General features: G+C 68.4%; 32 protein-coding genes. 17 read left to right on the top strand and 15 right to left on the bottom strand.

The window, feature by feature from the left end:
- Positions 1-9: 9 nt before the first annotated feature.
- The 8 genes from FLW16_RS12320 to FLW16_RS12285 all read left to right on the top strand — a co-directional run bounded on the left by FLW16_RS12320 (position 10) and on the right by FLW16_RS12285 (position 4,494).
- Entirely contained in the window at positions 10-507 is a 498-nt protein-coding gene (locus FLW16_RS12320; protein ID WP_142560125.1) for a hypothetical protein, read from the top strand.
- 9 nt (positions 508-516) lie between these two features.
- Entirely contained in the window at positions 517-1,002 is a 486-nt protein-coding gene (locus tag FLW16_RS12315; RefSeq protein WP_142560124.1) for a hypothetical protein, read from the top strand.
- Positions 1,003-1,009: 7 nt separating this feature from the next.
- On the top strand, positions 1,010-1,483 hold the full coding sequence (locus FLW16_RS12310) for a hypothetical protein (protein WP_142560123.1): 474 nt from the start codon (positions 1,010-1,012) through the stop codon (positions 1,481-1,483).
- Between the two features lie 8 nt (positions 1,484-1,491).
- Positions 1,492-1,848, top strand: coding sequence for a hypothetical protein (locus FLW16_RS12305; protein WP_142560122.1), 357 nt, complete (start codon positions 1,492-1,494; stop codon positions 1,846-1,848).
- Complete coding sequence (locus FLW16_RS12300; RefSeq protein ID WP_142560121.1) at positions 1,845-2,363, top strand: hypothetical protein; 519 nt, start codon at positions 1,845-1,847, stop codon at positions 2,361-2,363. The genes FLW16_RS12305 and FLW16_RS12300 overlap by 4 nt, the downstream gene beginning before the upstream one ends.
- A 13-nt stretch (positions 2,364-2,376) precedes the next feature.
- Positions 2,377-2,649, top strand: coding sequence for a hypothetical protein (locus FLW16_RS12295; RefSeq protein WP_142560120.1), 273 nt, complete (start codon positions 2,377-2,379; stop codon positions 2,647-2,649).
- Positions 2,650-2,651: 2 nt separating this feature from the next.
- The gene (locus FLW16_RS12290) at positions 2,652-3,440 is read left to right on the top strand and encodes an N-acetylmuramoyl-L-alanine amidase (protein WP_142560119.1); all 789 of its coding nucleotides are present in this window, start codon (positions 2,652-2,654) and stop codon (positions 3,438-3,440) included.
- A gap of 181 nt (positions 3,441-3,621) precedes the next feature.
- Positions 3,622-4,494 (top strand): hypothetical protein, encoded by an 873-nt coding sequence (locus FLW16_RS12285; protein WP_142560118.1) that lies wholly within the window; start codon positions 3,622-3,624, stop codon positions 4,492-4,494.
- A 298-nt stretch (positions 4,495-4,792) separates the two neighbouring features.
- Here the strand turns inward: FLW16_RS12285 and FLW16_RS12280 are convergent, their stop codons facing one another.
- On the bottom strand, positions 4,793-5,188 hold the full coding sequence (locus tag FLW16_RS12280) for a DUF4190 domain-containing protein (RefSeq protein WP_142560117.1): 396 nt from the start codon (positions 5,186-5,188) through the stop codon (positions 4,793-4,795).
- A 154-nt stretch (positions 5,189-5,342) separates the two neighbouring features.
- Here FLW16_RS12280 and FLW16_RS12275 point away from each other — a divergent pair, with 154 nt between their 5' ends.
- From FLW16_RS12275 to FLW16_RS45130, 4 genes are all read left to right on the top strand, one after another.
- Complete coding sequence (locus tag FLW16_RS12275) at positions 5,343-5,789, top strand: hypothetical protein (RefSeq protein WP_142560116.1); 447 nt, start codon at positions 5,343-5,345, stop codon at positions 5,787-5,789.
- A 137-nt stretch (positions 5,790-5,926) separates the two neighbouring features.
- On the top strand, positions 5,927-6,373 hold the full coding sequence (locus FLW16_RS12270) for a hypothetical protein (RefSeq protein WP_142560115.1): 447 nt from the start codon (positions 5,927-5,929) through the stop codon (positions 6,371-6,373).
- Positions 6,374-6,871: 498 nt separating this feature from the next.
- Entirely contained in the window at positions 6,872-7,114 is a 243-nt protein-coding gene (locus tag FLW16_RS12265) for a hypothetical protein (protein WP_142560114.1), read from the top strand.
- 198 nt (positions 7,115-7,312) lie between these two features.
- On the top strand, positions 7,313-7,435 hold the full coding sequence (locus FLW16_RS45130) for a hypothetical protein (protein WP_260615187.1): 123 nt from the start codon (positions 7,313-7,315) through the stop codon (positions 7,433-7,435).
- A gap of 235 nt (positions 7,436-7,670) precedes the next feature.
- On the opposite strand, the gene FLW16_RS12260 is transcribed toward FLW16_RS45130, so the two are convergent.
- A complete protein-coding gene (locus tag FLW16_RS12260; RefSeq protein ID WP_142560113.1) occupies positions 7,671-8,033 on the bottom strand; it encodes a hypothetical protein in 363 nt (120 codons plus the stop codon).
- A gap of 584 nt (positions 8,034-8,617) precedes the next feature.
- Positions 8,618-8,935, bottom strand: a complete 318-nt coding sequence (locus FLW16_RS12255; protein WP_142560112.1) for a PadR family transcriptional regulator — start codon at positions 8,933-8,935, stop codon at positions 8,618-8,620.
- A 171-nt stretch (positions 8,936-9,106) separates the two neighbouring features.
- Between FLW16_RS12255 and FLW16_RS12250 the strand changes: the two genes are divergently transcribed.
- On the top strand, positions 9,107-10,114 hold the full coding sequence (locus FLW16_RS12250) for a hypothetical protein (protein WP_142560111.1): 1,008 nt from the start codon (positions 9,107-9,109) through the stop codon (positions 10,112-10,114).
- A gap of 58 nt (positions 10,115-10,172) precedes the next feature.
- Here the strand turns inward: FLW16_RS12250 and FLW16_RS12245 are convergent, their stop codons facing one another.
- From FLW16_RS12245 to FLW16_RS12235, 3 genes are all read right to left on the bottom strand, one after another.
- Complete coding sequence (locus tag FLW16_RS12245; RefSeq protein ID WP_142560110.1) at positions 10,173-10,589, bottom strand: helix-turn-helix domain-containing protein; 417 nt, start codon at positions 10,587-10,589, stop codon at positions 10,173-10,175.
- On the bottom strand, positions 10,586-10,843 hold the full coding sequence (locus tag FLW16_RS12240) for a hypothetical protein (RefSeq protein ID WP_142560109.1): 258 nt from the start codon (positions 10,841-10,843) through the stop codon (positions 10,586-10,588). The genes FLW16_RS12245 and FLW16_RS12240 overlap by 4 nt, the downstream gene beginning before the upstream one ends.
- Positions 10,844-10,957: 114 nt before the next feature.
- Positions 10,958-11,410, bottom strand: a complete 453-nt coding sequence (locus tag FLW16_RS12235; RefSeq protein ID WP_142560108.1) for a hypothetical protein — start codon at positions 11,408-11,410, stop codon at positions 10,958-10,960.
- Positions 11,411-11,791: 381 nt separating this feature from the next.
- On the opposite strand from FLW16_RS12235, the gene FLW16_RS12230 reads away from it, so the two are divergent.
- On the top strand, positions 11,792-11,986 hold the full coding sequence (locus FLW16_RS12230; RefSeq protein WP_142560107.1) for a hypothetical protein: 195 nt from the start codon (positions 11,792-11,794) through the stop codon (positions 11,984-11,986).
- 203 nt (positions 11,987-12,189) lie between these two features.
- On the opposite strand, the gene FLW16_RS12225 is transcribed toward FLW16_RS12230, so the two are convergent.
- From FLW16_RS12225 to FLW16_RS12195, 7 genes are all read right to left on the bottom strand, one after another.
- Complete coding sequence (locus tag FLW16_RS12225) at positions 12,190-14,196, bottom strand: hypothetical protein (RefSeq protein WP_142560106.1); 2,007 nt, start codon at positions 14,194-14,196, stop codon at positions 12,190-12,192.
- Positions 14,196-14,585 carry a hypothetical protein gene (locus tag FLW16_RS12220; protein WP_142560105.1) on the bottom strand — a complete coding sequence of 130 codons (390 nt, stop codon included), beginning with the start codon at positions 14,583-14,585 and terminating at the stop codon, positions 14,196-14,198. Before FLW16_RS12220 ends, FLW16_RS12225 begins: the two co-directional genes overlap by 1 nt.
- Positions 14,582-14,821 carry a hypothetical protein gene (locus FLW16_RS12215; protein ID WP_142560104.1) on the bottom strand — a complete coding sequence of 80 codons (240 nt, stop codon included), beginning with the start codon at positions 14,819-14,821 and terminating at the stop codon, positions 14,582-14,584. Before FLW16_RS12215 ends, FLW16_RS12220 begins: the two co-directional genes overlap by 4 nt.
- Entirely contained in the window at positions 14,818-15,000 is a 183-nt protein-coding gene (locus FLW16_RS12210; protein WP_142560103.1) for a hypothetical protein, read from the bottom strand. Before FLW16_RS12210 ends, FLW16_RS12215 begins: the two co-directional genes overlap by 4 nt.
- Complete coding sequence (locus FLW16_RS12205) at positions 15,000-16,112, bottom strand: DUF2637 domain-containing protein (protein WP_142560102.1); 1,113 nt, start codon at positions 16,110-16,112, stop codon at positions 15,000-15,002. The genes FLW16_RS12210 and FLW16_RS12205 overlap by 1 nt, the downstream gene beginning before the upstream one ends.
- A gap of 157 nt (positions 16,113-16,269) precedes the next feature.
- The gene (locus FLW16_RS12200; RefSeq protein WP_142560101.1) at positions 16,270-16,551 is read right to left on the bottom strand and encodes a hypothetical protein; all 282 of its coding nucleotides are present in this window, start codon (positions 16,549-16,551) and stop codon (positions 16,270-16,272) included.
- On the bottom strand, positions 16,548-16,754 hold the full coding sequence (locus FLW16_RS12195) for a hypothetical protein (RefSeq protein WP_142560100.1): 207 nt from the start codon (positions 16,752-16,754) through the stop codon (positions 16,548-16,550). The genes FLW16_RS12200 and FLW16_RS12195 overlap by 4 nt, the downstream gene beginning before the upstream one ends.
- Positions 16,755-16,865: 111 nt before the next feature.
- Between FLW16_RS12195 and FLW16_RS12190 the strand changes: the two genes are divergently transcribed.
- Entirely contained in the window at positions 16,866-17,273 is a 408-nt protein-coding gene (locus FLW16_RS12190) for a GntR family transcriptional regulator (RefSeq protein WP_221891031.1), read from the top strand.
- Position 17,274: 1 nt separating this feature from the next.
- On the opposite strand, the gene FLW16_RS12185 is transcribed toward FLW16_RS12190, so the two are convergent.
- Positions 17,275-17,715: a hypothetical protein gene (locus FLW16_RS12185; RefSeq protein ID WP_142560099.1), complete on the bottom strand. Its 441-nt coding sequence runs from the start codon at positions 17,713-17,715 to the stop codon at positions 17,275-17,277.
- A 67-nt stretch (positions 17,716-17,782) separates the two neighbouring features.
- On the bottom strand, positions 17,783-18,442 hold the full coding sequence (locus FLW16_RS12180) for a S8/S53 family peptidase (RefSeq protein WP_142560098.1): 660 nt from the start codon (positions 18,440-18,442) through the stop codon (positions 17,783-17,785).
- Positions 18,443-18,634: 192 nt separating this feature from the next.
- Here FLW16_RS12180 and FLW16_RS12175 point away from each other — a divergent pair, with 192 nt between their 5' ends.
- Both FLW16_RS12175 and FLW16_RS12170 read left to right on the top strand, forming a co-directional pair.
- A complete protein-coding gene (locus FLW16_RS12175; RefSeq protein ID WP_179155579.1) occupies positions 18,635-19,132 on the top strand; it encodes a DUF3145 domain-containing protein in 498 nt (165 codons plus the stop codon).
- A 132-nt stretch (positions 19,133-19,264) separates the two neighbouring features.
- On the top strand, positions 19,265-20,020 hold the full coding sequence (locus FLW16_RS12170; protein ID WP_142560097.1) for a hypothetical protein: 756 nt from the start codon (positions 19,265-19,267) through the stop codon (positions 20,018-20,020).
- Positions 20,021-20,073: the final 53 nt, after the last annotated feature.

The following is a 20,073-nucleotide window of genomic DNA, read 5'->3' as shown; positions in this document are numbered from 1 at the left end:
GGGGCTGCCATGGCCGGTCCGGTGATTCCCGCGGCGGGCCTCCTGGAGGACAAGACCTTCTGGGACGCCGAGGTCTACCAGAAGTGGGTGGACCTGTATGCCGGATGGACTGCCTACACGCCGACGTGGTCGACCAGCAACGCCACCCAGCCCAGTGTCGGCAACGGCACCCTCACCGGGGCCTACCGCGCGGTCGGCAAGACGGTCTTCTTTCGGTTGAGGTTCCAGGCCGGCAGCACGACGACGTTCGGCGACGGATTGTGGAGCTTCTCGCTCCCTGTCGGTTACGCGCCGACGGCGGTCCAGGCCGCGCCGGGTGTGGCGATCGGCCCGTCGTCCGCGCGCTACCCCATCGGCTGCTATCTCACCAGCGGAAACGGGGTTTACAGGATGCCGGTCAACGGGTCCGGCGGCATCCGCACCAACCTGGGGGCGACGGTCGACGTCCCCTTCGAGTGGGGCAGCGGTCATCAAATCATCATCGCGGGTGTGTATGAGGCGTCGTAGGGGGATCCGATGGCCGCACCAGTGAGCCCGGCGTCCGCGCAGTTCATCGACGCCACGTTCTGGGCCCAGGAGATCACCAACAGGTGGACGGACCTGTACGCCGGGTGGACCTCCTACACGCCGACGTGGACAGGGTCCACGAGCAACCCGTCCCTGGGGAACGGGACGATCACGGCGGCGTACAAGCGGGCGGACACTGCCAAGACCGCGTCGATCCGAATCCGATTGGCGGCGGGGTCGACCACGACGTACGGCAGCGGCCAGTGGTCGTTCAGCCTGCCGCCGGGCCTGGCGCCGGTGACGATCCAGGCGATCAGTGGACACATCCTGGACGCCTCCAGCACCAACCGATGGGCGTGCACCGCCTACATTGCCGCCGCGACCGGGGTGGAGCGGATCGCGGTCGATGGGTCGCTTGGGGTGTCCGGGCTGATTCCGATGACGTGGGCGGTGTCCGACCAGTTGCTACTGGCCGGCACGTTCGAGATCAGCTAGGGGAGCCATGGCCGCACCCGTCGCACCGTCCAACGGGGACTTCATCAACCGGGCGTTCTGGAAGAGGGAGGTATCAGACCGCTGGTCGGACCTGTATTCCCCGTGGACGTACTACGCCCCCGCGTGGAGCGCGTCCACCACAGCGCCTGTCCTCGGCAACGGCACCTTGGTCGGGGCGTACCTCCCTGCTGGGAAGACGGTGTATCTGCGGCTGCGGCTGCAGATCGGATCGGGCACGAACGTCGGATCGGGCGCCTGGTCGTTCTCGCTGCCGACCGACGCGCAGCCCGCGTTCATCCAGGGGATGCAGGGGTTCGTTGCGAACGCCGGCGGCACCGTGCGGTGGCCGATGACGGCGTTCTTGACCACAGCGAACGGCATCGAACGGATGGGGATCAGCAACAACATCGTCGGGTCGGCGGTGCCGTTCGCGTGGGCGGCCGGCGACCAGCTCGTTCTGACTGGCGCGTACGAGATCTAGGAGGCGCGGTGCTGCGGTGGATCCCCGACCAGGGGTTCGTGTACCTGCCCCCGGAGGGGCCTGCCGATTCGAGTCCGGGTGGGCTGCTGGCGTACGCCCGGCAGATCCTCGCCGAGGCGGTGGCCGAGTCCGAAGCGTGGCTGCTGGAGCAGGAGCGCATGTCGCCGTGGGAGTTGGCCCCGGCGAACCTGCTCGGCCGGTCGCTGATTGCCTGGTGGAACGAGGACCTGGGGTTCGTGCAGGAGCATCATCCGGAGGGGCAGCTGGTGGCGGTGGTGGCCGTGCCCGTGCCGGACCTGCCGCCGCCGCCTCCGGAGCCGGAGGACATTCCAGCGCCGCCAGCTGAGCCCGGAGAACGGCTGTGACGGACGTCCTGGATCCGGCGGATCCACGGGCGCTGCTGCGGCGCCTGGCGGCGTTGGAGCGGCGCGTACGGTCCAACGAGGTCATCGCCCGGGGTGGGCAGTACGCCGCCGACGAAGGTGGCCAGCGGACCGTCGCGAGCGCAGGCAGCTTCTTGGACTTCACGTCCCAGCCCACGGTCACGGTCGCCGTGCCCGACAGCGGCCGGATCCGCGTCAGCTGGGGCTTCACCGGCTTCAACTCCAACACGGGCGGCTCGACGTTGCGCCTGGCCGTGGCCATGTCCGGGGCGAACACCCAGGCCGCGTCGGTGACCAGCTCGGCGAGCGTGGCCGGCGACAACAACGGCGCCGGAACCGATCCGACGCAGCCGCCGATCTCGGCCACCCGGATCAAGATCTACGAGGGTCTCACCGCAGGCTCGACGACCTTCAAGCTGCAGGGCCGCATCTCGTCCGGCACCACGAGCACGCACAGCATTCAAGATTCGTGGCTGTTGGTCGAGCCGCTGCCATAACCCGGGGGAGAGCATGAGCGGTGAGGACGTGAGCCTCGCACGCATCGAAGCGAAGATCGATGTCCTGGTGTCCCAGACGACGGCCGACCGGACCCGCCTCGACGACCACGAGACACGCATCCGGGCGCTGGAGAAGGCGGACGTCACCGAGGACGTGGACGACCACGAGAAGCGCATCCGGTCCATCGAGCAGTGGCGTTACGCGCTGCCGATCGCCAGCGTCGGCACGGTGCTCACCGGCGTCGCCGCCATCATCGCCGCAATCGCAGCCCTCAAAGGAGGCTGACCATGGCCGACCTCGTCACCCGGACAGAATGGGGTGCCCGTGCGCCGCACGGTTCCTACAGCACGCTCATGAGCACACGCGGGGTGAAAGTCCATTACACCGGCGGCCGGGTGGACCCGAAGATGCTCGACGACCACGACCGGTGCATCGGCGCGGTGAAGTCGTTCCAGAACTTCCACATGGACGGCAACGGGTGGATCGACCTCGGCTACACGTGCGTCGCGTGCTGGCACCGGAAGGTCTTCGTCGGCCGCGGGCTCCACCACTTGCCGGCCGCGAACGGGCCTGGCCTCAACTCCGGCCACTACGCGGTGCTCGCCCTGGTCGGCAACGCGGGGTTGGTCGAGCCCACCGACGAGCTGCTGCTCGCGATCTGGGACGCGATCGATTGGCTACGCGCTAACGGCGGCGCGGGCAAGGAGATCAAGGGTCACCGAGACGGCTACTCCACCGACTGCCCCGGCGACCCGCTGTACTCGTGGATCAGGAAGGGTGCGCCGCGACCCCGTGGCGGGACGCGACCGGCGGACGTGGATGCGAAACCGGTCACCGGCCACACGCCACGGTGGCCCGGCCGACTCCTGACGTATCCGCCGCTCACCGTCGGCGACGACGTCGAGGACTGGCAGCGGCAGATGGAGCGTCGGGGCTGGGACATCACGGTCGATGGGCAGTACGGCCCGCAATCAGCCGACGTGTGCCGCCGGTTCCAGGCAGAGAAGGGTCTGGCGGTCGACGGGATCGTTGGCGCGCGCACCTGGCGAGCCGCGTTCGAGGCTCCGATCACATGACCGGAGCAGCAGTCCTCCCTGCAGATGAGGCTTTCCTGGGCACTTAGTGCATGGGGCACGTCGGTTTTACCTGATCTGCGCGTCCAAAACATGAGAGCCCCGGCGCGAGCCGGATCGGCGATGTACAGTCGCGCCGAACCACCCGAGAACCGACATTCGCGGACGTGGGGGTGCGCCACCGATGACCGACCTGATGGATCCGCTGGACGAGCAGGAAGGGCAGACCAAGGGACGCGAAGGACGAGTTGCCGGCGTCCGGCTGACCGTCGAACAAGCCGAGGCCTTATGGGAACTGGCGCTCGGCGGCTTCGAGGGTGACGCCAAGACGATCGTTACCTACGAGATCGGCGGGGACTCCACCAAGGCCCGCACCCCCGCCAGGCTGTGGCCCATGCTCGGGGACCGCGAAGCGCTCGACAACCTCCGTATGGAGGCCCGCCAGCAGGAGCCGTACCGCCACGTCACGATTCAGCTCGGCCCCGGCAAGTGGACCACTTACACCGTGCGGGCTGAAGACCCCACCTGGGCCCTCGGCCGGTACGAGGAACTCACGGAGTGGCTCGTCGCCCGCCAAAGCTTCCTGGTCAGGGTAGACACCAAGAGACCCGAGATCGCCCTCACCCCGCCGGCTGACGCCCCCTCGCGCAAGGCAACCGACTCCGACACCACCTGGGCCAGCCGCGACGTGTGGTCCCCCCGCCCGACACGCCCGTGGGAAACCCCGACCAGCCTCGCCATCATGCTGATCTGGGCGCTGGCGGTGTGCGCCACCGTCGGATGGCTCTCGCTCGTCGTCGGGCAGTTCACCGGCCGCAACTATATGGAGAACGGGTCGCCCCCGATCACGCCCGCCGATCTGTCCCAGCGCGGGTTCTACCTCTGGTCCGCGATCGCGCTTGGTGCCGCCGTGTTCGCAGTCAAGCGGGCGACCGCCCTCAAGATGCGCACCCAGGTCCAGTTGAAGCCGCGCAAGGAATATGACACTGGGACGGTCATTTCGATCGCCGCCGCCGTCGTCGGTGCCGTCGGGACAGTCCTCCAGCTCTTCAAATGACCCGCGCGCCGCGGTCAGCCGACTGCGGGTGGCGCAGCTTGCCCAGCGGCGGTGGTGGGCGCCTCTTGATCCGAGAGTCCACCTTGGGATCCAATTGTCGCCACCCGTGCAGAAGCGCGCGATCGATGCTGGTCATGCGGCAGGCGTTGGTGTAGCCGATGTCCTGGCCGCCCGTCTAGAGCTGTCAGCGCATCCTCAACCCGGCTGGGCTGTTCCTCCACCCGCTCGCCGAGGGCGGGTGCTTCCAGCCGGAGCGCGAGCACCGTGGCGGGACCCGGCACTGGCCCGAATCTGACAATCAACGGCTCGCGATGCCGCCCATGAGGAAAGCGATGTCGAAGATGGCCGCAGGAATGCCCATCAGGTAGCCGAGGATGAGCCCGGCGACCGCCATACCGTGGCCACCCTTCTGCCCGTTCTTCGTCTCCTTCAGCGCCTGGTGACCGGTGGCAATCGCGATGAAGCACGGCAGGCCGAAGGTGCACCAGCCGATGAGCACCCCGATGATGCCGAGCACCATGCTGGCGGTCGCCACCCCGGACGTCGGCGGGGTCTGCACGAACATCGGCATGGGCTGGTAGCCGTATGGCGCCGACTGGTAGGGCTGCGGCGGGTACGGCTGCGGCGCCTGATAGGGGTGGCCGCTCGGCTGCGTCCCGTACGGGTCACTCGGGTAGGGCGGCATCTCGCTCATCTCGGCGGCTCTCGGGTCGGGGGGCTCCAGCGTAAGCAGGACGCCACAAGATTCCCACGGGTTGGCCGCCGCGACCTGATCGTGATCAGAGGTTTCCAACAGACGTGGCCGTGCGGTTGGAAGTACGGCCCTGCCCTCTCACGGAGGTTGCACGGTGGACAGAATCGAAGCCCTCGCCCGGGCGGCCCGCTCGCTGGTCCAGGGTGCGATCGCGGCCGGCGGCGTCGCGGCCTGGTTGGCGCTGCAGACGGCCCTGGCCGGCGGTGAGTTCCAGCCCCGCATCGTGATCGTGGCCGTCGTGACCGCGTTCATCACGGCCGCCGTCAGCTACCTCTACAACAGCATCGCGCCGCGCCTCGGCATCGCAGGTAACCCGCGTATCGAGGCGCTCGTCCGCGCGCTGCGGACGCTGCTCGCCGGTGCCATTTCGACCGCGCTGCTGGCCGCATGGGAGACCATGTACTCGGCCGCACAGGCTGGCACTTTCAGCCCGTGGGTCCTGGGTACGGCGGCCGCGTCGGCCGGGGTCACCGCATTTGTTGCGTTCGTGCACAACCTGCTCCGGCCGCGGGATCCCGTACGCCCGCCCGCGACCCTGTAGCCGCTTCTGGCCGTAGCTCGACCGCCCCGCCCTCTCCTGCCTGGGGAGGGCGGGTTCTTCCGCGTTACGCCCAGCATCGACATGGGGATACTGATACCAACTTTTCCCTACTCTTTGGTGATCGGCGGAGGTTTTGCATGCATGCGCTCTGGCAAGACGAAGTTCGGTCGGTGGCTAATCGGTACCGCTTGGCGCTGTCCGTTGCGAAAAAATTTGGCGAGGAGGCGGCACAGCTCGCCGACTGGGCGTCGGATGCCGACGAGGACGGCGCTCCCTGGGATCAGTGGGCCACAGTCAAGGCGGCCCAGGCGAGTGAAGCGTGGGCTCGGGCCACCAAGCAGTTCAAGACCGAGATGAATGAGATCCGCTCGTGGCGTGATCACCCGGCCGTCTGGATCCGTAGTTATCAGCAGAGTTCTCTGAAGGCTTACCACCTCCGCGATGACTGCGGGTGGATCGGTGACGAGCGGGGTCGCAAGCAGGTGCTCTTGGGGAGGGCGATCAAGGAGGGGTTGCACGTCTGCAAGGCGTGCAGGGAGATGGCCGGATCGGCCTCTCTTCTGGCCGCTGCCGGGTGCTCCTAAGGGCACAGGCTGCGGCACTGGGAACACGAAGGCCCTGGTCCTCTTCTGAGGTGCCGGGGCCGTTCCTTTTCTGTTCGCCTGATGCCTGCCAAAGTTCGCGCTCAATGCTGACACTCCCTGCCCCAGCAGCGAGGAGGCAATGGTCTGAACATGTGGCCCGTGAGGTCCGCGCTCTGATCAGGCATGTCACAGCTTTTCGGCTAATTCACCCTCGCGGCTGGATGTCGCGTGCCAGACTGTGGCTGCTCGGGCGGCCCCACCGTCCGTGCCATCACCACTCCTCAAGGACGCCTCCTGTCGGTCTCTCTCCTGGCGGGGCCGCGGGGGCCTCAGGTTCTCACCAAGCCTGAGGTGATCAGTTGGGCTACAACTAAATACGCAAACCACCACCACTGGCGTTCATACGCTGTGCCTGCGCGCGGGTTACCAGGAGACCCGCCTTTGAAGGGGCACTCGTATGGGCGCTTTTCGTTTTCGGGAGAAAGGAGAAAAGTCACCATGAGCGACGAAGGTAGCGAACCACCTGGGACCGAGGTAGCAGAAGAAGCAGGCCGGACGGCCCGGGCAGCTATCGAGAGCTGGCCCAAGACCGCCCGGCTCGGCGTACTGTGCCTGTTCGCGGCAGGCGCGTTCGCCGTGTTCTATGCGCTGACTCACTCTTCGCGGGAGGAGCCACCGCAGTGTCGCATCGACGTCGTCATCCCCGCACCCGGCAAGGTTGGAGGTGAACTGCGCGTCTAGCTGACCAGTAAACGACTGTACGCCCTATTAAGACGCCAGCCCTGGCTTTCGGTAGACGGCCGGGGCTGGCGCCCCTCCACGCACGGCCCCCCGATGACGCGCGGGGCTAGTCGGCCCGGTCAAAAGTGGCCGGAGGCGAGAGCCACCGCGCTACAGCTTTATCGTGGCGCTGGCGGGGCGTGGGCCTGGTTTCGTCGGGTGCTCGCGTCGCTCGTCGAGGTCGCCGCGGCGGAAGCGCGGAACCCCGGACACGCCTACGGGCGCCAGGCGCTGCTCGTGCTGGTCACGCCGCAGCGTGCCGTGGTCGATCCCGATTCATGATGGTCGACGAGAGCGTCATGCCGGCAGTTCCCTCGGCGTTGGCCGCCGCCTATTCCGTGGCCTGGCAGGTGATCTCGTCGAGATGCTGTTCGGCCTCTTCTGAGTGGGGTACGCGGTGCCAAAGGCCGCCCAGTCCGACCTGTCGTCGCGCACTCGTTTGTAGCGGTGGGCTTCGGCCTTGGGAAACACGAACGGCCCCGCTCTCCGTCGCAGGAGGGTGGGGCCGTTCATCGCCTTAACTTCCGTCGGATGGTTGTCCGGCGGGGGTATTCCGCCGCTTCACCTTGACGTTCCAGCGCTTCCGCAGCCACTGGACGCCTTCATAGGTGCAGACGACGCTGGGCAGCGTGAAGAGCGCCGATCCCCAGCCCTGAGAAAGGTGCACGTTGATCACCGCGAAGACCAGGATCGGCCCGAGGAGGCCCCATGTGCGAAATTTTGAGATGAGGATCCAACATAAAGTGCGGTGGAGCCGGTAGAACCGTGGCTGATCCGGTGCCTGAAGTGCAGCTCGAAGCTGCCATACTCGCCGCAATTGCTGTATGGCGTAGATGACCTGCATAATTGGAGTGGCCTTCGCCTCGGCCAGTCCTCGCACCTCCGAGTAAAACTCCTCCCGGTAACGGCTCCGGTATTCGTTTGGCAATAGTCGCATCTCAACGCCGATTAAGTGCGACGCTGATCGCGCAACGACTGGTTCCGGCTTCGGGGACTGAGGTGCGAGCGCTGCCGGAGGCATCGGCTGAAGATTCGCCAAAAGGGACTGGGCCAGCCAGTAGGCTCGGTCAAGTTCGTGAGGAAGCTTATGGGTCCGGTTGTATTCCCTACGAGCCTGCTTAAGAACTGCGGCGAGCTCACGGTAACGAAGATAGTCGATAGTGCATTGGCGGGTAGTCTGAGGCCGGGCGAGAAGACGATTTGAAAAATTCGCGATCCACTCGGCGAGGAGGCATGCATGGTCCACGTAGGCGACTAGTACGACATTGAGATCACGGAGCGCTGCGCGCTCAGGGGAATCCTTGTACGCGCTCCAACTTTGGGGCGACTGGAGGATCAAACGGACACGATCGCGAGCCAGGATCCCCGCGTCTTGGAGGATAGAGCAAAGGTCTACGGCATCGCTTCTAAGCTCGTCCCCTGGGTAGTCGCGATGATCGATGTCCGCGGCCGAGTTGTTCTCACTCATATGGGACGGCCAGCCAGTCGGGAGCGGAAACTGTCGAGCTCGGCGACCTTAGTGCGAGCCTGGGCGAGGGCTAGACGAGAGCGCTCCACGCCCTCCGGTGTGAGCCGGTAATAGCGCCGACGGGGTCGTCCCTCTTCGCTGGGGTCGAGGTCCTCCCAGCGCGATTCGAGCCAACCAATTCCCTCGAAGCGCGCCAGGATCGGATGGATGGTGCCGCTGGGCAACCCGGCGGCGCCACAGATCTCCAGCCCGTACATCTCGCGCGTCGGGTCCTCCAGGAGCGCGCGAAGAACGAGCTGGGTTGGCATGGTCATTCTCGGCATGCTACCCATGCTGTAACTCTACCTAGGGGCTAGGTAGAGAACAACCAGGACAGGCGAAGTCGGCGCCGACCGTCCTCGTGCGGGCGCTGAGGTCGTGGGAACCCGACTTCCCGCAGGATGACCGGTACGCCACCGGCCCAAAGTGCCTCTAGTGTGTGCAACGTGGCACAGATCGAAGATCGACCGTCCGGTGATGGTGAGGTGCCGGAGGACGCGTCAGATCGTGAGCAGAGCACCCTCCCCGGAGAAGATTCTGTAAGGCTCGACGCCGCTGTGGACCCGCTCAGGGAGTACATGCGGCGGACCCTAGAGCCGCATACCAACGCCCTCTCGCAGGCACTTGCAGCGGCATGGCGGCCGCACGCCGAGCAGATCTCGCAGATCGTGACTGAGACGCTGCTGCCTCGGGTGGAGGGCTACTACCAGGAGAGGTTGCGTCTTCTCGCGGATGCTTGGCGTCCGGCTTTCTCTCGCCTTTGGGAGCAGATGGCTCCCGCGATGGCCGACCTCCAGAGATGGATAGAGGAGCAGCTTCCCCCGAACTGGCAGGATGCCGACATCGAGTACGGGAAGATCGAGGAGATCGTCTCTCGCGACAGTATCCCGCTCGTGTGGGTACCTCGTGCGGATATCATCTCCGCGATCATGAAGGTGGACTCTCGGGATGAGCGCGTCGCGATCCTGGTAGACCGAGGTGCCGAGATCGCGGAGGACTGCCTGGCGGTGCTCGATGAAATCCACCAGGAGGACCTGCTGACGCGAGCGGACTTCGCTCGCAAGGCCATCGCCGCATGGCGCGACGGACACATCGAAGCAGCTCAGGTACTCGCCGCATGCGTCACGGAGGCCCTCGTTACCAGGTACATCGGAAAGCCTTCAGACGCCGTCGAGCACGCAACGATCGACTGGGGTGAGCTTTCGCTCAGGCGCCTCAAGTGGGCGGCCGCCATCGGGCCGCTGCTGCAGTTCTACGCCAGGTGGTGGCCAGACAAGGGCGAGCCTCCGCTGACGACGTTGAGCCGGCACGTGAGCGTCCACGCGCCCTCCGCTCAGCAGTGCACGCCGGAAAACTGCACGATCGCCGTGATGCTGCTGACTTCTCTGCTCAGAACCATGCAGGAGATGCTCCATGAGCAGCAGCGGCGCGAGAAGGAGCATGCCGATCATTGAGGTGAAGAACACATAGGGCGCCGCTCGATGGGCGGCGCCCTTTACTTGTGCTTCGTGCCTACCGGGCTGCAGGCGTCGACGGTCGTGGGCCTGGCTTCCCCGGGTGGTCGCGGCGTTCGTCGAGGTCGCTGCGGCGGAAGTGCGGCACCCCGCATACCCCGATGGCGTTCAGGCGCTGCTCGTGCTGATAGCGCCGCAGCGTGCCGTAGTCGATGCCGAGGTACTCGGCGGCCTCCGGTCCGTCGAGTAGGTCGTCGGGGTGCTGGCGGGTGTCGACTGGCCACGTCGGGAGCTCGCGGCCGTCGCGGGCTGCTTCGACCTGCGCCCGGTCGAACAACGGCTTCCGGGCACCCGGATTGAAGGGGCGCAGACCGAAGCGCTCGGCGCCGCCGGTGTTGCGCCAGGTCTTGTAGCTGATGCCGAGCAGCTGCGCGGCGGCCTGGCCGTCAACGGCCTGGCGGTCGTGCGGGATCACGCGTCGTCCCTGTCGTCGAGGATGGCCGAGTGGTACGGCATCGTCGTGTCCGGGGTCATGGTGAAGGTGGCGGCGAGCTCGCCCGTGTCGGCGTTCACGATGGTCCACGACAGCGTCATGCCGGCGGTTCCCTCGGCGTTGGCCGCGGCCTGCTCGGTGGCCTGGCGGGCGATCTCGTCGAGACGCTGTTCGGCCTCTTCGAAGGTGGGCCGGCTGTCGATGACGTTCTCGCGGTCGTCTCTGATCTCGTACATGTGTGGTCCCCTCGGCGCGTGTTCGGTCTCAAGAAGGGTGCGCGGGCGGCGGCCCGGCCGTGTGGCCGAGCCGGATTCTGTGGACAGGAGGTGGCGGGCTCGAGGGCCCGCCGGTCACCTCCAGACCTCGGGAACCAGGGCGGCCGCCTGCGCCCAGGTGGTGGCCTGCCGGTCGAACGCCGCCCGGTCGTCGCAGACGATCCGGAGCGCGCCCACCTGGACCTTCAGCTCGCCGCAGCGGCTGGGGGAGTGCTGCGGGGTGCGGCCGTAGACCTGGACCCCACTGAACATCCCGATCAGGGACACCGCGCTGTGGACCACCTGTGTGCCCTGCCCCCAGCCGGGCACCTCGTACGGGGTGGCGGTCTGGCCGTTGAAGACGGCGTCCGCCTGACGCGCCGCGCGCCGCCAGACGGTGGCCATCTGCCAGGCGGCGATCCGGTCGCGCAGGACCACCAGGAGCCCGGGGATCAGGACGTGGATGGCGTCCGCCTCGGTCAGGACACGGGTCTCGTGGGCGCCCATGAGGCGGATCGAGATGACGGGGAGGTGGTGGCGGGTCTGCATTTCCCGGCTCCTCTCGTGAGGGTTGATCGGCCTGTCGTTCGGGGCTCTCACCCCCCTCCCGACACCCTTAAATCTACAACAGTTCTGCCCCGGATGGAAGAACTCCCAGGTAAAGAACTACGCTGGGAGCCTCGGCTGATCGGCCGATCGGGACTGGCGGACTCTCACCGGCGCGAGCCGACCCCCGTCGGTCCCTCAGACCTCTACCCGTCGCCGGTGCTTCGTCGCACGGTGGAGACGCGGCTGGGAAGCACGCGCCCCCGGCCTCCTGTGAGGGGTCGGGGGCGTTCTCACATGTGTGACGCAGATCACTATCGGCGCGAAAACACGTATCAACTACACCATTACCATTTCTCGGGCGCTTCCCGAGACCATGTAGACATGAACCTGAACATTAGGTGCGAGGTGTGCACCAACGTGTCCATGACCGTGCCCGACGCCGACTGGAACGAGGCTCAGCGGCATCTCGTCGGAGAGTGGTGGGACCGGCACCTGAAGGATGCCCACGATGGCGAGGAGGGTGTCGTGTACACGTTCGACGAGAACATCTTCTACGAGCGGCCTCGGCGCTTCTGAGACGCCCGCACACGGCTGCGCGTGGGATGCGCGGCGGATACTTTTTGATCTTGCTGCCCGGGTGCCACACCCGGGTGCCACACCCTCGCCACATCGGTGCCACCCCAGGTGCCACGAAGGGGTGCCACGACCGTGGCACCCCTCCTGACCTGTAACCCTCCCCCCGACCCCCCTACCGTGGCACGCCGAGGGGTGCCACGCGATCATTCAACCTCGGGCCGCTCCGGCATCAGGTACCTCTGTCGCTCGTCGTCGTACCCGCCCAAGATCCCCGCCTGGGCGAGCCGCTTCAGCTGCTTCTGCACCCACGCCCGGGAGATGTCCGTCGTCTCCCACAGCACCCGCAGGTCCCCGCTGGAGAAGTCGCGGGCGCCGTCGTCCCACATCTCCTGCAACCGCTTCATCAGCGCCGCGCCCCGCTCCTCCGGGCTCATGCGCTGCCCCGGCGGAGCGAACTTCCACGGCGGCTCGCCCTCATCGATGTCCGGGATCTCGTCGTCGATCCCGGCCTGGACCCCGGGGTCGGGGTCGTCGGTCTCCAGGTACTCGCTCGCCACGTCCTCCGGCACGTCGTCCTCCTGCTCGGTCTCGTCGCCCGTCTCCTCCGCTGACGTCGGCGAGCTGGACAGCCGGGACAGAGCCGCGGTCGTCGGATCGACCTTCTTGGCCGAGGCCGGCCACTGGGCGGCGTGGTTGCGCATCGCCGCGCTCGCGAGCTCGTCGTCGAACTCGCCGTCCTTGATGCCCCACGCGTACGTGCGCATCGGCATCGCGATCCGGCCCTGGTCGATGCCGGGAGCGTCCAGGAACGCCATGCCGGGCTGCTTGGCCGCCCACAGCTCCGGGCGGGCGTTCGCGTCCTGCTGCGCCTCCGACAGGCCGAACGAGGCGTCGGCCGCGTTCTCGACGCCGAAGCACATCTTGGCGAGCTGCCCACGGGCGATCGTCGGCATCTGCGTGTAGTCCGACCGCTGCAAGGACAGCACGATCGTGCCGCCGCCCGAGCGGAGCGCCTTCACCAGGGACAGGAACTTCTCCATCTCCGGGTCGGTCATCGCGTCCAGGATGTCCGGGCACTCCTCTAGCCAGATGATCCAGTACGGCAGGCCGCAGCCGGGCTTCCACTTCTGCAGCCCGAGCTGGGCGAGCTGGCTCGTGCGCTCCTTCACCCGGGCCTGGAGGTCGCGCAGCATGGCGCGCGCGCCCTCCGTGGTCGTCTCCAGCCGGTGCAACGCCCCGGCCAGCGGGCCGAGGGTCTGCGTGCCCTTGGTGACGTCGGCCGCGAACACCGCCACGTCCGTCCTGGTGATCGCCTCACCGAGGATGTTCCAGCACCCGCCGATGGACTTCCCGGCGCCCGACATGCCCATGATCTGCAGATGGTGACCCATGATCCGGTACTCGACCGGGTCCAGGTCCTGCCACAGGCCGATCCGGATCGGGTCGGCGATGCTGCCGCCGGGCCACGCCGGGCCCGGCCACAGGATCGGGGACTTCATCACCCGCGGGTCGGAGACCGTCACCTTGGCTTTGCTGGCGTCGTCCGGGTCGATGCTCGTGCTGATCGACCCGGGCGGCAGCGCACTCCCGGACTCGATGTAGCCGACCTTCTTCTGCAGGTCGTCGGCGGTCTGCCGGCCGGGCTCAAGCTGGACCTCGCCCTCCACCTTGTGCGCGGTCGCCTTCGTCGTCTTGGCCTCGATGGCCAGCCCGGCCCGCTCGGCGCCCTGGCCGAACAGGAACGCCAGCGGGTCAACGACGGCGCCGGGCTGGTCCCAGCCCTTGAGCCGGATCACCGTGCGGATGTTCCACGACAGGGCCATGGTGACGCCGCCGACGACGCCGAGCCGCCAGATGACCGGGTGCCCGGGGCCCGCGATGATGACGGCGACCGTCCACATCCCGGCCAGGTACGTGCTGGCCGTCGTGTGGATCCGCCCCCAGTTGCCGCGGGCGTGCGACTGCCCGTACGTCACCGCGGTCAGGATCAACACGCAGATGGTCACCATGGACGCCCAGCCCGCTATCCAGCCCGGGTCCGGGCGGTAGAGGACGAAGTGCAGGCCGGACGCCAGCCCGAAGCCGAGCATGCCGACGAACCACGGCAGGGCGACCGCGATCGCCTTGCCGATCTCCTTGGCCGCGACCTTCGACAGCGAGGACTCCTCGACGGTCGCGACTTCCTTGCTCCGTGTCGCTGTGGCTGCCATCACGAGTCCTTCGTCCAGTCGAACGTCTGCCGCTTGGCGGGCTTGGCCGGCGGCAGGACCTCGACGAACTCCTTGCAGAACTGGGCGTGGAACTTCACCAGCTCCACGCCGGCCCCGCGCTGGAGCTCGGCCGCGCGCTTGAGCCGCTTGACGACGCGGCGGGCGCGCATGCGCACGTCCGGCGCGCCGAACACCTTCAGGACCGGGTGCCCCTGGAAGCTGCGGATCAGGACGGCGTACAGCTCATCGGAGCCGAGGGCGAACTCCTCGCCGACGTCCCGGCATAGGTCGCGCCCGACCTTGGCGTACTGGGTGACGGAGACGGGCCCCTCCCAGGGGATCGCGGACAGTTCGGGGATCCGGGCCCGGCCCGGCTTGTCGGTGCTCATGGGGTCCACTCCCAGGTTTCACGGGCCGCGTCGGCGAGCTGGTGGGAAAGGAAGCCGACGCGGCGGGTGCCGATCGCGGCGGTGATCAGCGCGTCGAGCGCGCCCACCGCGAGCGTGACGAGATGGCCGAGGAATGCCAGCCAGATGACGATGCGCGCGAGCGCCACGAGGGCGAGGAACCGCGCCCGCTGCGCGCGGGAGCTGGGCGCGGTGGTGACGACGTACACGGTCCTCATCGGCGGCCCGCCCACCAGGCGAGGCACAGCGCGCCGACCGCGCCGGCCGCAACATGGGGGACCGGCTCGGGCAGGCCGACCACCTTGGTCAGGACGGCCCACGCGAACCAGGCGAGGATCAGCGCGGTGCACAGCGCCGCGAACACGTTCATGCGCTTCTTGCGCTTGACCCGGGCCATCACAGGACACCGTTCGTACGGCCCGTGGGGGCCGATCCGTTGACGCTCGCCGTCAACGCGTCGTCGGCCATCAACGCCGCGGCGCGCATCGCCGTGACCCTCTGGCGGATCGCCTCCGGGCTGACGTCCTCGCGGGTGTCCTCGACCTCGACCTCGACGTCGGTCTTGATGTAGCCCGCCTGCCGTTCACTGATCCCGGTCACGGTGGACAGGCGCTTGCGGGACAGCTCCACCCCGGCCTCCAGGCACGCGCGGTACACCAGCTTGGCCACCTCGCGCGGGTCCGGCTCGACGGCCGCCGGGGGCGTCTCGGGCTGCTCCGGATCGCCCTCCGGGGCCGTCCCGGCGTCCACTTCCGGCCTGGCCGCGGTCGTCGGTAGGGGAGCGGGGGAGTCGGAGCCGACGCTGGGGAACAGGTGCCGGAAGACGTGCACGAGGATGTGCGACCCGAAGAAGATCGCCGCGATGACCTGGAGGGCGACGAGCGCGACGACGGGCCAGGGGAGCGGCTTCACCAGCTCGGCGGTTCCCGGGTGTATGGCGAACCAGCCGAGTCCATGCAGGTGGTTGATGACGTACGAGGTGCCGGTGAACAGCGCGACGACGGTCAGACAGTAGAAACGTGCCCCCCGGGAGTGCCGCAGCACCATCGCCGCCACCAACGCGATGATGATCAGCCCGTCAGGGGCGAACGGATAGAGGCCGGCGCCCATCGGGTCGAAGTGTGCCCCGAGGGCCGCGTCCCGGTGAGCCGTCCACGAGCCGCGGAACGCCACGGCGATCAACGCGACCAGGAGCCCGCCGAGGGCGGCCACGGCGATCGACTCGCCCTTCGACGGGCGGCCCCGCCGTACGAGCGGGACGGCCCCGGACGGCGGCCGGGAGGCGGTCGAGACGTCCGCGGGGGATGGTTCCCGCAGGGCCGCGATGACGGCGTCGGCCTCCGCGCCGGCCGCAGCCTCGGCGGCGCGGTCCCGGCGGAGCCAGGACCACAGGCGGCCCGCTCGGCTGGGGGCCGGTACGGCCTGCGCCGGGTGGTCCGCAGGCGGCGCGTCCGGCTCGCTGGTTGTGAGATCTGGCGCGCTGATCGCGCCGTCGTTAGGGTCTCGCATAGCCCGGATCTCCTGTTCCGTAGGTGCATCTGGGTCAGGAGCCCGGCCGGTGCTTTGATCACCGTCCGGGCTCCGTTCAGTTGTGGGGTGGCCCCGCCTGACCCTCCAGTGGCGCGCGGGGCCACCAGCCCGCCAGGTTGGCGGGCCGATCAGAGGGTCAGACGGCGCGGCCGGTGAGGATCCAGTCCCACATCTCCCGGGTGATGGCGGTGCGTAGGCGCTCGGTCTCGACGGTGTCGTCGGCGTTGACGCGCTGGATGAACGCCAGCCCGCCCGTCTGGAACAGCGTGTAGACCACCGCCCGGCAGGGGCAGGTCTTCGACCGCTCCCGCACGCGGGTGTTGCGGTGCCAGTCCGGCTTCAACCAGCGCAGCTTCACGTGCCCAGGCCGAAGGTCGGGCACGTGAACGCCGTGGTAGCTGGCCAGAAGGAGGCTCACGCCTGAACCTCGGCGAGCAGCTGCTCCTGAACGGCGAGCAGCTCGGCGAGCTCGTCGAGGGAATGTGCCTCCAGCGTCATCGCGAGGGCGGTCTCGTGGGTCAGCCGGAGGGGAAGCTGACGCAGGCGCGTCGCGGACGGCGCCGGGACGTCTCGGATCACCCAGTTCTGGCCGTACCGATCTTTGAGTTCAAGGAGAGTCATGAACCGACAGTACGGCTCTCGGTCGGCACCTGTCTATATACCTGTCGGCGGCTGACCACGCACATAGAGATCAGAGTAGGGGCAGACAGGTACCCTCGTACGGTCCGACGTATGAGCCTGATCGATCCGGAGTCCGCGGTGCCCGTCTACAAGCAGGTGGCTCGTGCGCTGCGCGAGCGGATCGACGACGGCCGGCTCCAGCCCGGCCGCCCGCTGCCGTCCGAGCTGCATCTCCAGCAGGAGTTCGGCGTCGCGCGGGACACCGTCCGCAGGGCGATCGGGCACCTGGCCGAGCTCGGCCTGGTGCACACCGTGCCCGGCCGCGGCACCTTCGTCCGGGCCGGCCATCACGTGATCGATGCGCGACCCGGCATGCGTGTGTTCGCGAGGAAGGCGAGCGAGGCGGAACGGGCACGGTTCGACCTCTCGGAGGGCGCGTTCATGCTCGTGGCCGAGGCGGCCGGGGGAGAGGTCGAAGCCTGGCCGGCCGAGTCGGCCGAGGTGCGCATCCCGGAGTAGGTCAGCTGCCGAGCGTCAGTCTGAGCGCCTCGGCCAGCTGCGCCTCGGTGTACTGCAACCTGCCGCGATGGGACACCTCGACTCCGTAGAAGCGGCGTCCCGCCGGCGCCTTGACCAGGAAGGGGAAGACGCAGCTGCGCGTGCCCCAGGCCTGAAGGTTCGGCAGATCGAGTGTGCCCTCCCCGAGGTTGCCGATGGCTATGGTGGTGCCTTTCTCGTCGCTGACGACGACCTGGGCGCCCTGGCGGATGTCGCTGTAGCCGCCGTCCATCACGCAGGTCTGGCCGGGCCCTCCGTCGAGGCCCTGTTCGGTGACGCCGCCGGGGACGGTGATGGTCCCGAAGACGGCGAGCGTCTTGGGTGGCGCGGGGGCGGGCGGGTCGGCGGCGCACGCGGTAAGGGCGGAGGCGGCGGCAAGAATCAACGCGACACGGGTCCGCATGATCGCTCCTAGCGGGGTGGGGAGTCGGATGCGCCCAGTGGACGCCGCCGGCCGCCGGCCCGTTGGCTTATCCGCCCCGAGAGGATGGGGTCCCAGGTCCGGAGGCGCGTGCTTTAGAACAACTCTCAAAGGAGAGGTTCACCACGTCGGCCCGGCCGCCGCGCAGCGCGGCGAGCGCGCGCAGCAGCGCCGCCTCGTCGCTCACGCCGTCGCTGTCGAGGAGGCGCAGGACGCGCAGCCGGACGCCGGGCGCGTGCCGCAGGATCAGTCCGGCCACGAACGTGCCGTGCCCCGCCTGCCGGTCGCGCGCGCCGTCGCCGTCCGCGTCGGGCGTCTCGGCGATGTCGTCGCTGTACCACCGGGCCAGCCAGGGGTGCGGCGCCAGGCCGGTGTCGAGGACCGCCACGGTGACCTCGCCCGGCTCGCCCGGCTCGTACGGCGGCGCCGCCGCGGGCAGGGGCGGTCCGCCGGGTCCGCCGAAGAACAGCGGCTGGCCGGACAGGACGTGGTTGGGGGAGGCGGCGTGCCCGCGGTCGCGGAGCGTGGCCGTCAGGTCGATCACGTCGGTGCCCGGCGGCAGCCGTACGCGATGGACGCGGCCGGCGCCCGGAAGGGGTTCTGAGGCCAGGGCCCACCGGGCGACGGCGGCGGGGGAGGAGGTCAGGAGTTCGTCCGGACGGATGAGAACGGGCCGTCCCGGGAGGGGTTCGACGAGCCGGCTGCGCATCGGGGGGCCTTTCCGTGATGGTTACGGAACGCGTCCTTCCCGATTCGGTTGGTCGCCAAGCACCAATCGGTATGACCCCCCTCTGGTGCCAGACTGCGACGGACGGTAGTCTCTCCTACAGTCATCCAACCGTGATCATTCCAAGTGTGAGGCCGTTGGGGAAGGCGCACCTCATGCGAATTGGGAGGTCCGGTGGCTGCTGCTCGTGGCGTCCTGTACGTCCACTCGGCTCAGCCTGCGCTGTGCCCGCATATCGAGTGGGCCGTCGCAGGCGTTCTTGGCGTGCCCGTCGACCTGACGTGGACCGCCCAGCCCGCCGCGCCCGGGACCCTGCGGGCCCAGGCCGAGTGGGAGGGGCGTCCCGGCACGGCGGCGGCGATCACGTCCTCACTCATGGGCTGGCAGCGCATCCGCTTCGAGATAACCGAGGACGCGTCGCCGGGCGTCGACGGCTCCCGGCACGCCTACACGCCGACGCTGGGCGCCTTCACGGCGGTCGTCGGCGCGAACGGGGACATCCTGATCCCCGAGGACCGGCTACGCAACGTGATGCTGATGGCGGCCCAGGGCCGGGTCGTCCTCGAGGAGGAGCTCGACCGCCTGCTCGGCAAGCAGTGGGACGAGGAGCTGGAGTCGTTCCGGTACGCGGGCGAGGGCGCGCCGGTGCGCTGGCTGCACGCGGCCGTCTGACGCCTTTATGCGGATGGTGATAACAATCCGCCCTTGCGCCTTGTGAAAGCGACATAGCAAGTCGTCTTTTTCGCAGATATACCGGGACTCATCCACGTCCGCACCCCCCGACGCGGACCCGAGGAGGAGTCCATGAGCGTTCTTGCCCGGCGCCTGGCGATCGGCGTGGCGGCGGCGGCGCTGCTGGCCGGCCCGGCGGCGCCCGCCCAGGCGGCCGCCGCCTACGACTACCACCCCAGCGACGCCGACTGGGCCGACTGCCCACGGCTTCCGGCCGGTGCCACGCCCGACACCTGGAGCTGCATCTTCATCATCACCGTGGGCGGCTCGATCAAGCTCGGCTCGATCAAGCAGGACATCAGCGAGCCCCTGCGGATCACCGTGGCCCAGGGCAAGCTCGCCGACGGCAGCACGGCGGCGGCGTTCGGCAGCGTCGCCGGCGGCCGGATGAAGGTGCCCGGCGGCCTCATCGGCAAGCCGTTCGAGGTGCCCAAGCTCACCGACGTGTACGTGGAGACCCAGGGCACCGGGAAGGTCGAGGCCGGCCCGATCTTCCCCGGAGGTGTCGGCATCAAGATCCGCATGATCCACTCACTGCTCGGCAAGAGGTGCTACATCGGGAGCGACGCCGCTCCGATCGTGCTGAACCCCGAGGTCACCTCGCTGGACCTGACGTCCATCGACGGGACGCCGGTCTTCAAGGTCGCGGCCACGGACACGACGTTCGCCGTGCCGAAGGCGTCGGGCTGCGGCCTCGACTGGGGCCTGGTCAACACGGCCGTGAACCTGCGGGCCGGGCTGCCCTCGCCGAGCGGCAAGAACGCGGCCGACTTCCAGTGGTTCGTCCGCGGCAAGTCCTACCTGGAGCTTCCCCAGCTCACCTCCTGACCTCGTCCGCATCCGCCCGGCCCCCTGCCTGGGGAGGCCGGGCGGGTGACGCC

Source organism: Microbispora sp. KK1-11 (genome assembly GCF_006874435.1).
Classification (GTDB): domain Bacteria; phylum Actinomycetota; class Actinomycetes; order Streptosporangiales; family Streptosporangiaceae; genus Microbispora; species Microbispora catharanthi.
Note: the sequence above shows the minus strand (reverse complement) of the source record. Positions and strands in the feature narration are given on the sequence as shown.

Excerpts from the sequence above, each read along its gene's own strand:
- FLW16_RS12320 (WP_142560125.1), top strand. The coding sequence starts at position 10 with ATGGCCGGTCCGGTGATTCCCGCGGCGGGCCTCCTGGAGGACAAGACC.
- FLW16_RS12315 (WP_142560124.1), top strand. The coding sequence starts at position 517 with ATGGCCGCACCAGTGAGCCCGGCGTCCGCGCAGTTCATCGACGCCACG.
- FLW16_RS12310 (WP_142560123.1), top strand. The coding sequence starts at position 1,010 with ATGGCCGCACCCGTCGCACCGTCCAACGGGGACTTCATCAACCGGGCG.
- FLW16_RS12295 (WP_142560120.1), top strand. The coding sequence starts at position 2,377 with ATGAGCGGTGAGGACGTGAGCCTCGCACGCATCGAAGCGAAGATCGAT.
- FLW16_RS12290 (WP_142560119.1), top strand. The coding sequence starts at position 2,652 with ATGGCCGACCTCGTCACCCGGACAGAATGGGGTGCCCGTGCGCCGCAC.
- FLW16_RS12285 (WP_142560118.1), top strand. The coding sequence starts at position 3,622 with ATGACCGACCTGATGGATCCGCTGGACGAGCAGGAAGGGCAGACCAAG.
- FLW16_RS12280 (WP_142560117.1), bottom strand. The coding sequence starts at position 5,188 with ATGAGCGAGATGCCGCCCTACCCGAGTGACCCGTACGGGACGCAGCCG.
- FLW16_RS12270 (WP_142560115.1), top strand. The coding sequence starts at position 5,927 with ATGCATGCGCTCTGGCAAGACGAAGTTCGGTCGGTGGCTAATCGGTAC.
- FLW16_RS12265 (WP_142560114.1), top strand. The coding sequence starts at position 6,872 with ATGAGCGACGAAGGTAGCGAACCACCTGGGACCGAGGTAGCAGAAGAA.
- FLW16_RS12255 (WP_142560112.1), bottom strand. The coding sequence starts at position 8,935 with ATGACCATGCCAACCCAGCTCGTTCTTCGCGCGCTCCTGGAGGACCCG.
- FLW16_RS12240 (WP_142560109.1), bottom strand. The coding sequence starts at position 10,843 with ATGTACGAGATCAGAGACGACCGCGAGAACGTCATCGACAGCCGGCCC.
- FLW16_RS12235 (WP_142560108.1), bottom strand. The coding sequence starts at position 11,410 with ATGCAGACCCGCCACCACCTCCCCGTCATCTCGATCCGCCTCATGGGC.
- FLW16_RS12230 (WP_142560107.1), top strand. The coding sequence starts at position 11,792 with ATGAACCTGAACATTAGGTGCGAGGTGTGCACCAACGTGTCCATGACC.
- FLW16_RS12225 (WP_142560106.1), bottom strand. The coding sequence starts at position 14,196 with ATGGCAGCCACAGCGACACGGAGCAAGGAAGTCGCGACCGTCGAGGAG.
- FLW16_RS12220 (WP_142560105.1), bottom strand. The coding sequence starts at position 14,585 with ATGAGCACCGACAAGCCGGGCCGGGCCCGGATCCCCGAACTGTCCGCG.
- FLW16_RS12215 (WP_142560104.1), bottom strand. The coding sequence starts at position 14,821 with ATGAGGACCGTGTACGTCGTCACCACCGCGCCCAGCTCCCGCGCGCAG.
- FLW16_RS12210 (WP_142560103.1), bottom strand. The coding sequence starts at position 15,000 with ATGGCCCGGGTCAAGCGCAAGAAGCGCATGAACGTGTTCGCGGCGCTG.
- FLW16_RS12205 (WP_142560102.1), bottom strand. The coding sequence starts at position 16,112 with ATGCGAGACCCTAACGACGGCGCGATCAGCGCGCCAGATCTCACAACC.
- FLW16_RS12195 (WP_142560100.1), bottom strand. The coding sequence starts at position 16,754 with ATGACTCTCCTTGAACTCAAAGATCGGTACGGCCAGAACTGGGTGATC.
- FLW16_RS12190 (WP_221891031.1), top strand. The coding sequence starts at position 16,866 with ATGAGCCTGATCGATCCGGAGTCCGCGGTGCCCGTCTACAAGCAGGTG.
- FLW16_RS12185 (WP_142560099.1), bottom strand. The coding sequence starts at position 17,715 with ATGCGGACCCGTGTCGCGTTGATTCTTGCCGCCGCCTCCGCCCTTACC.
- FLW16_RS12180 (WP_142560098.1), bottom strand. The coding sequence starts at position 18,442 with ATGCGCAGCCGGCTCGTCGAACCCCTCCCGGGACGGCCCGTTCTCATC.
- FLW16_RS12170 (WP_142560097.1), top strand. The coding sequence starts at position 19,265 with ATGAGCGTTCTTGCCCGGCGCCTGGCGATCGGCGTGGCGGCGGCGGCG.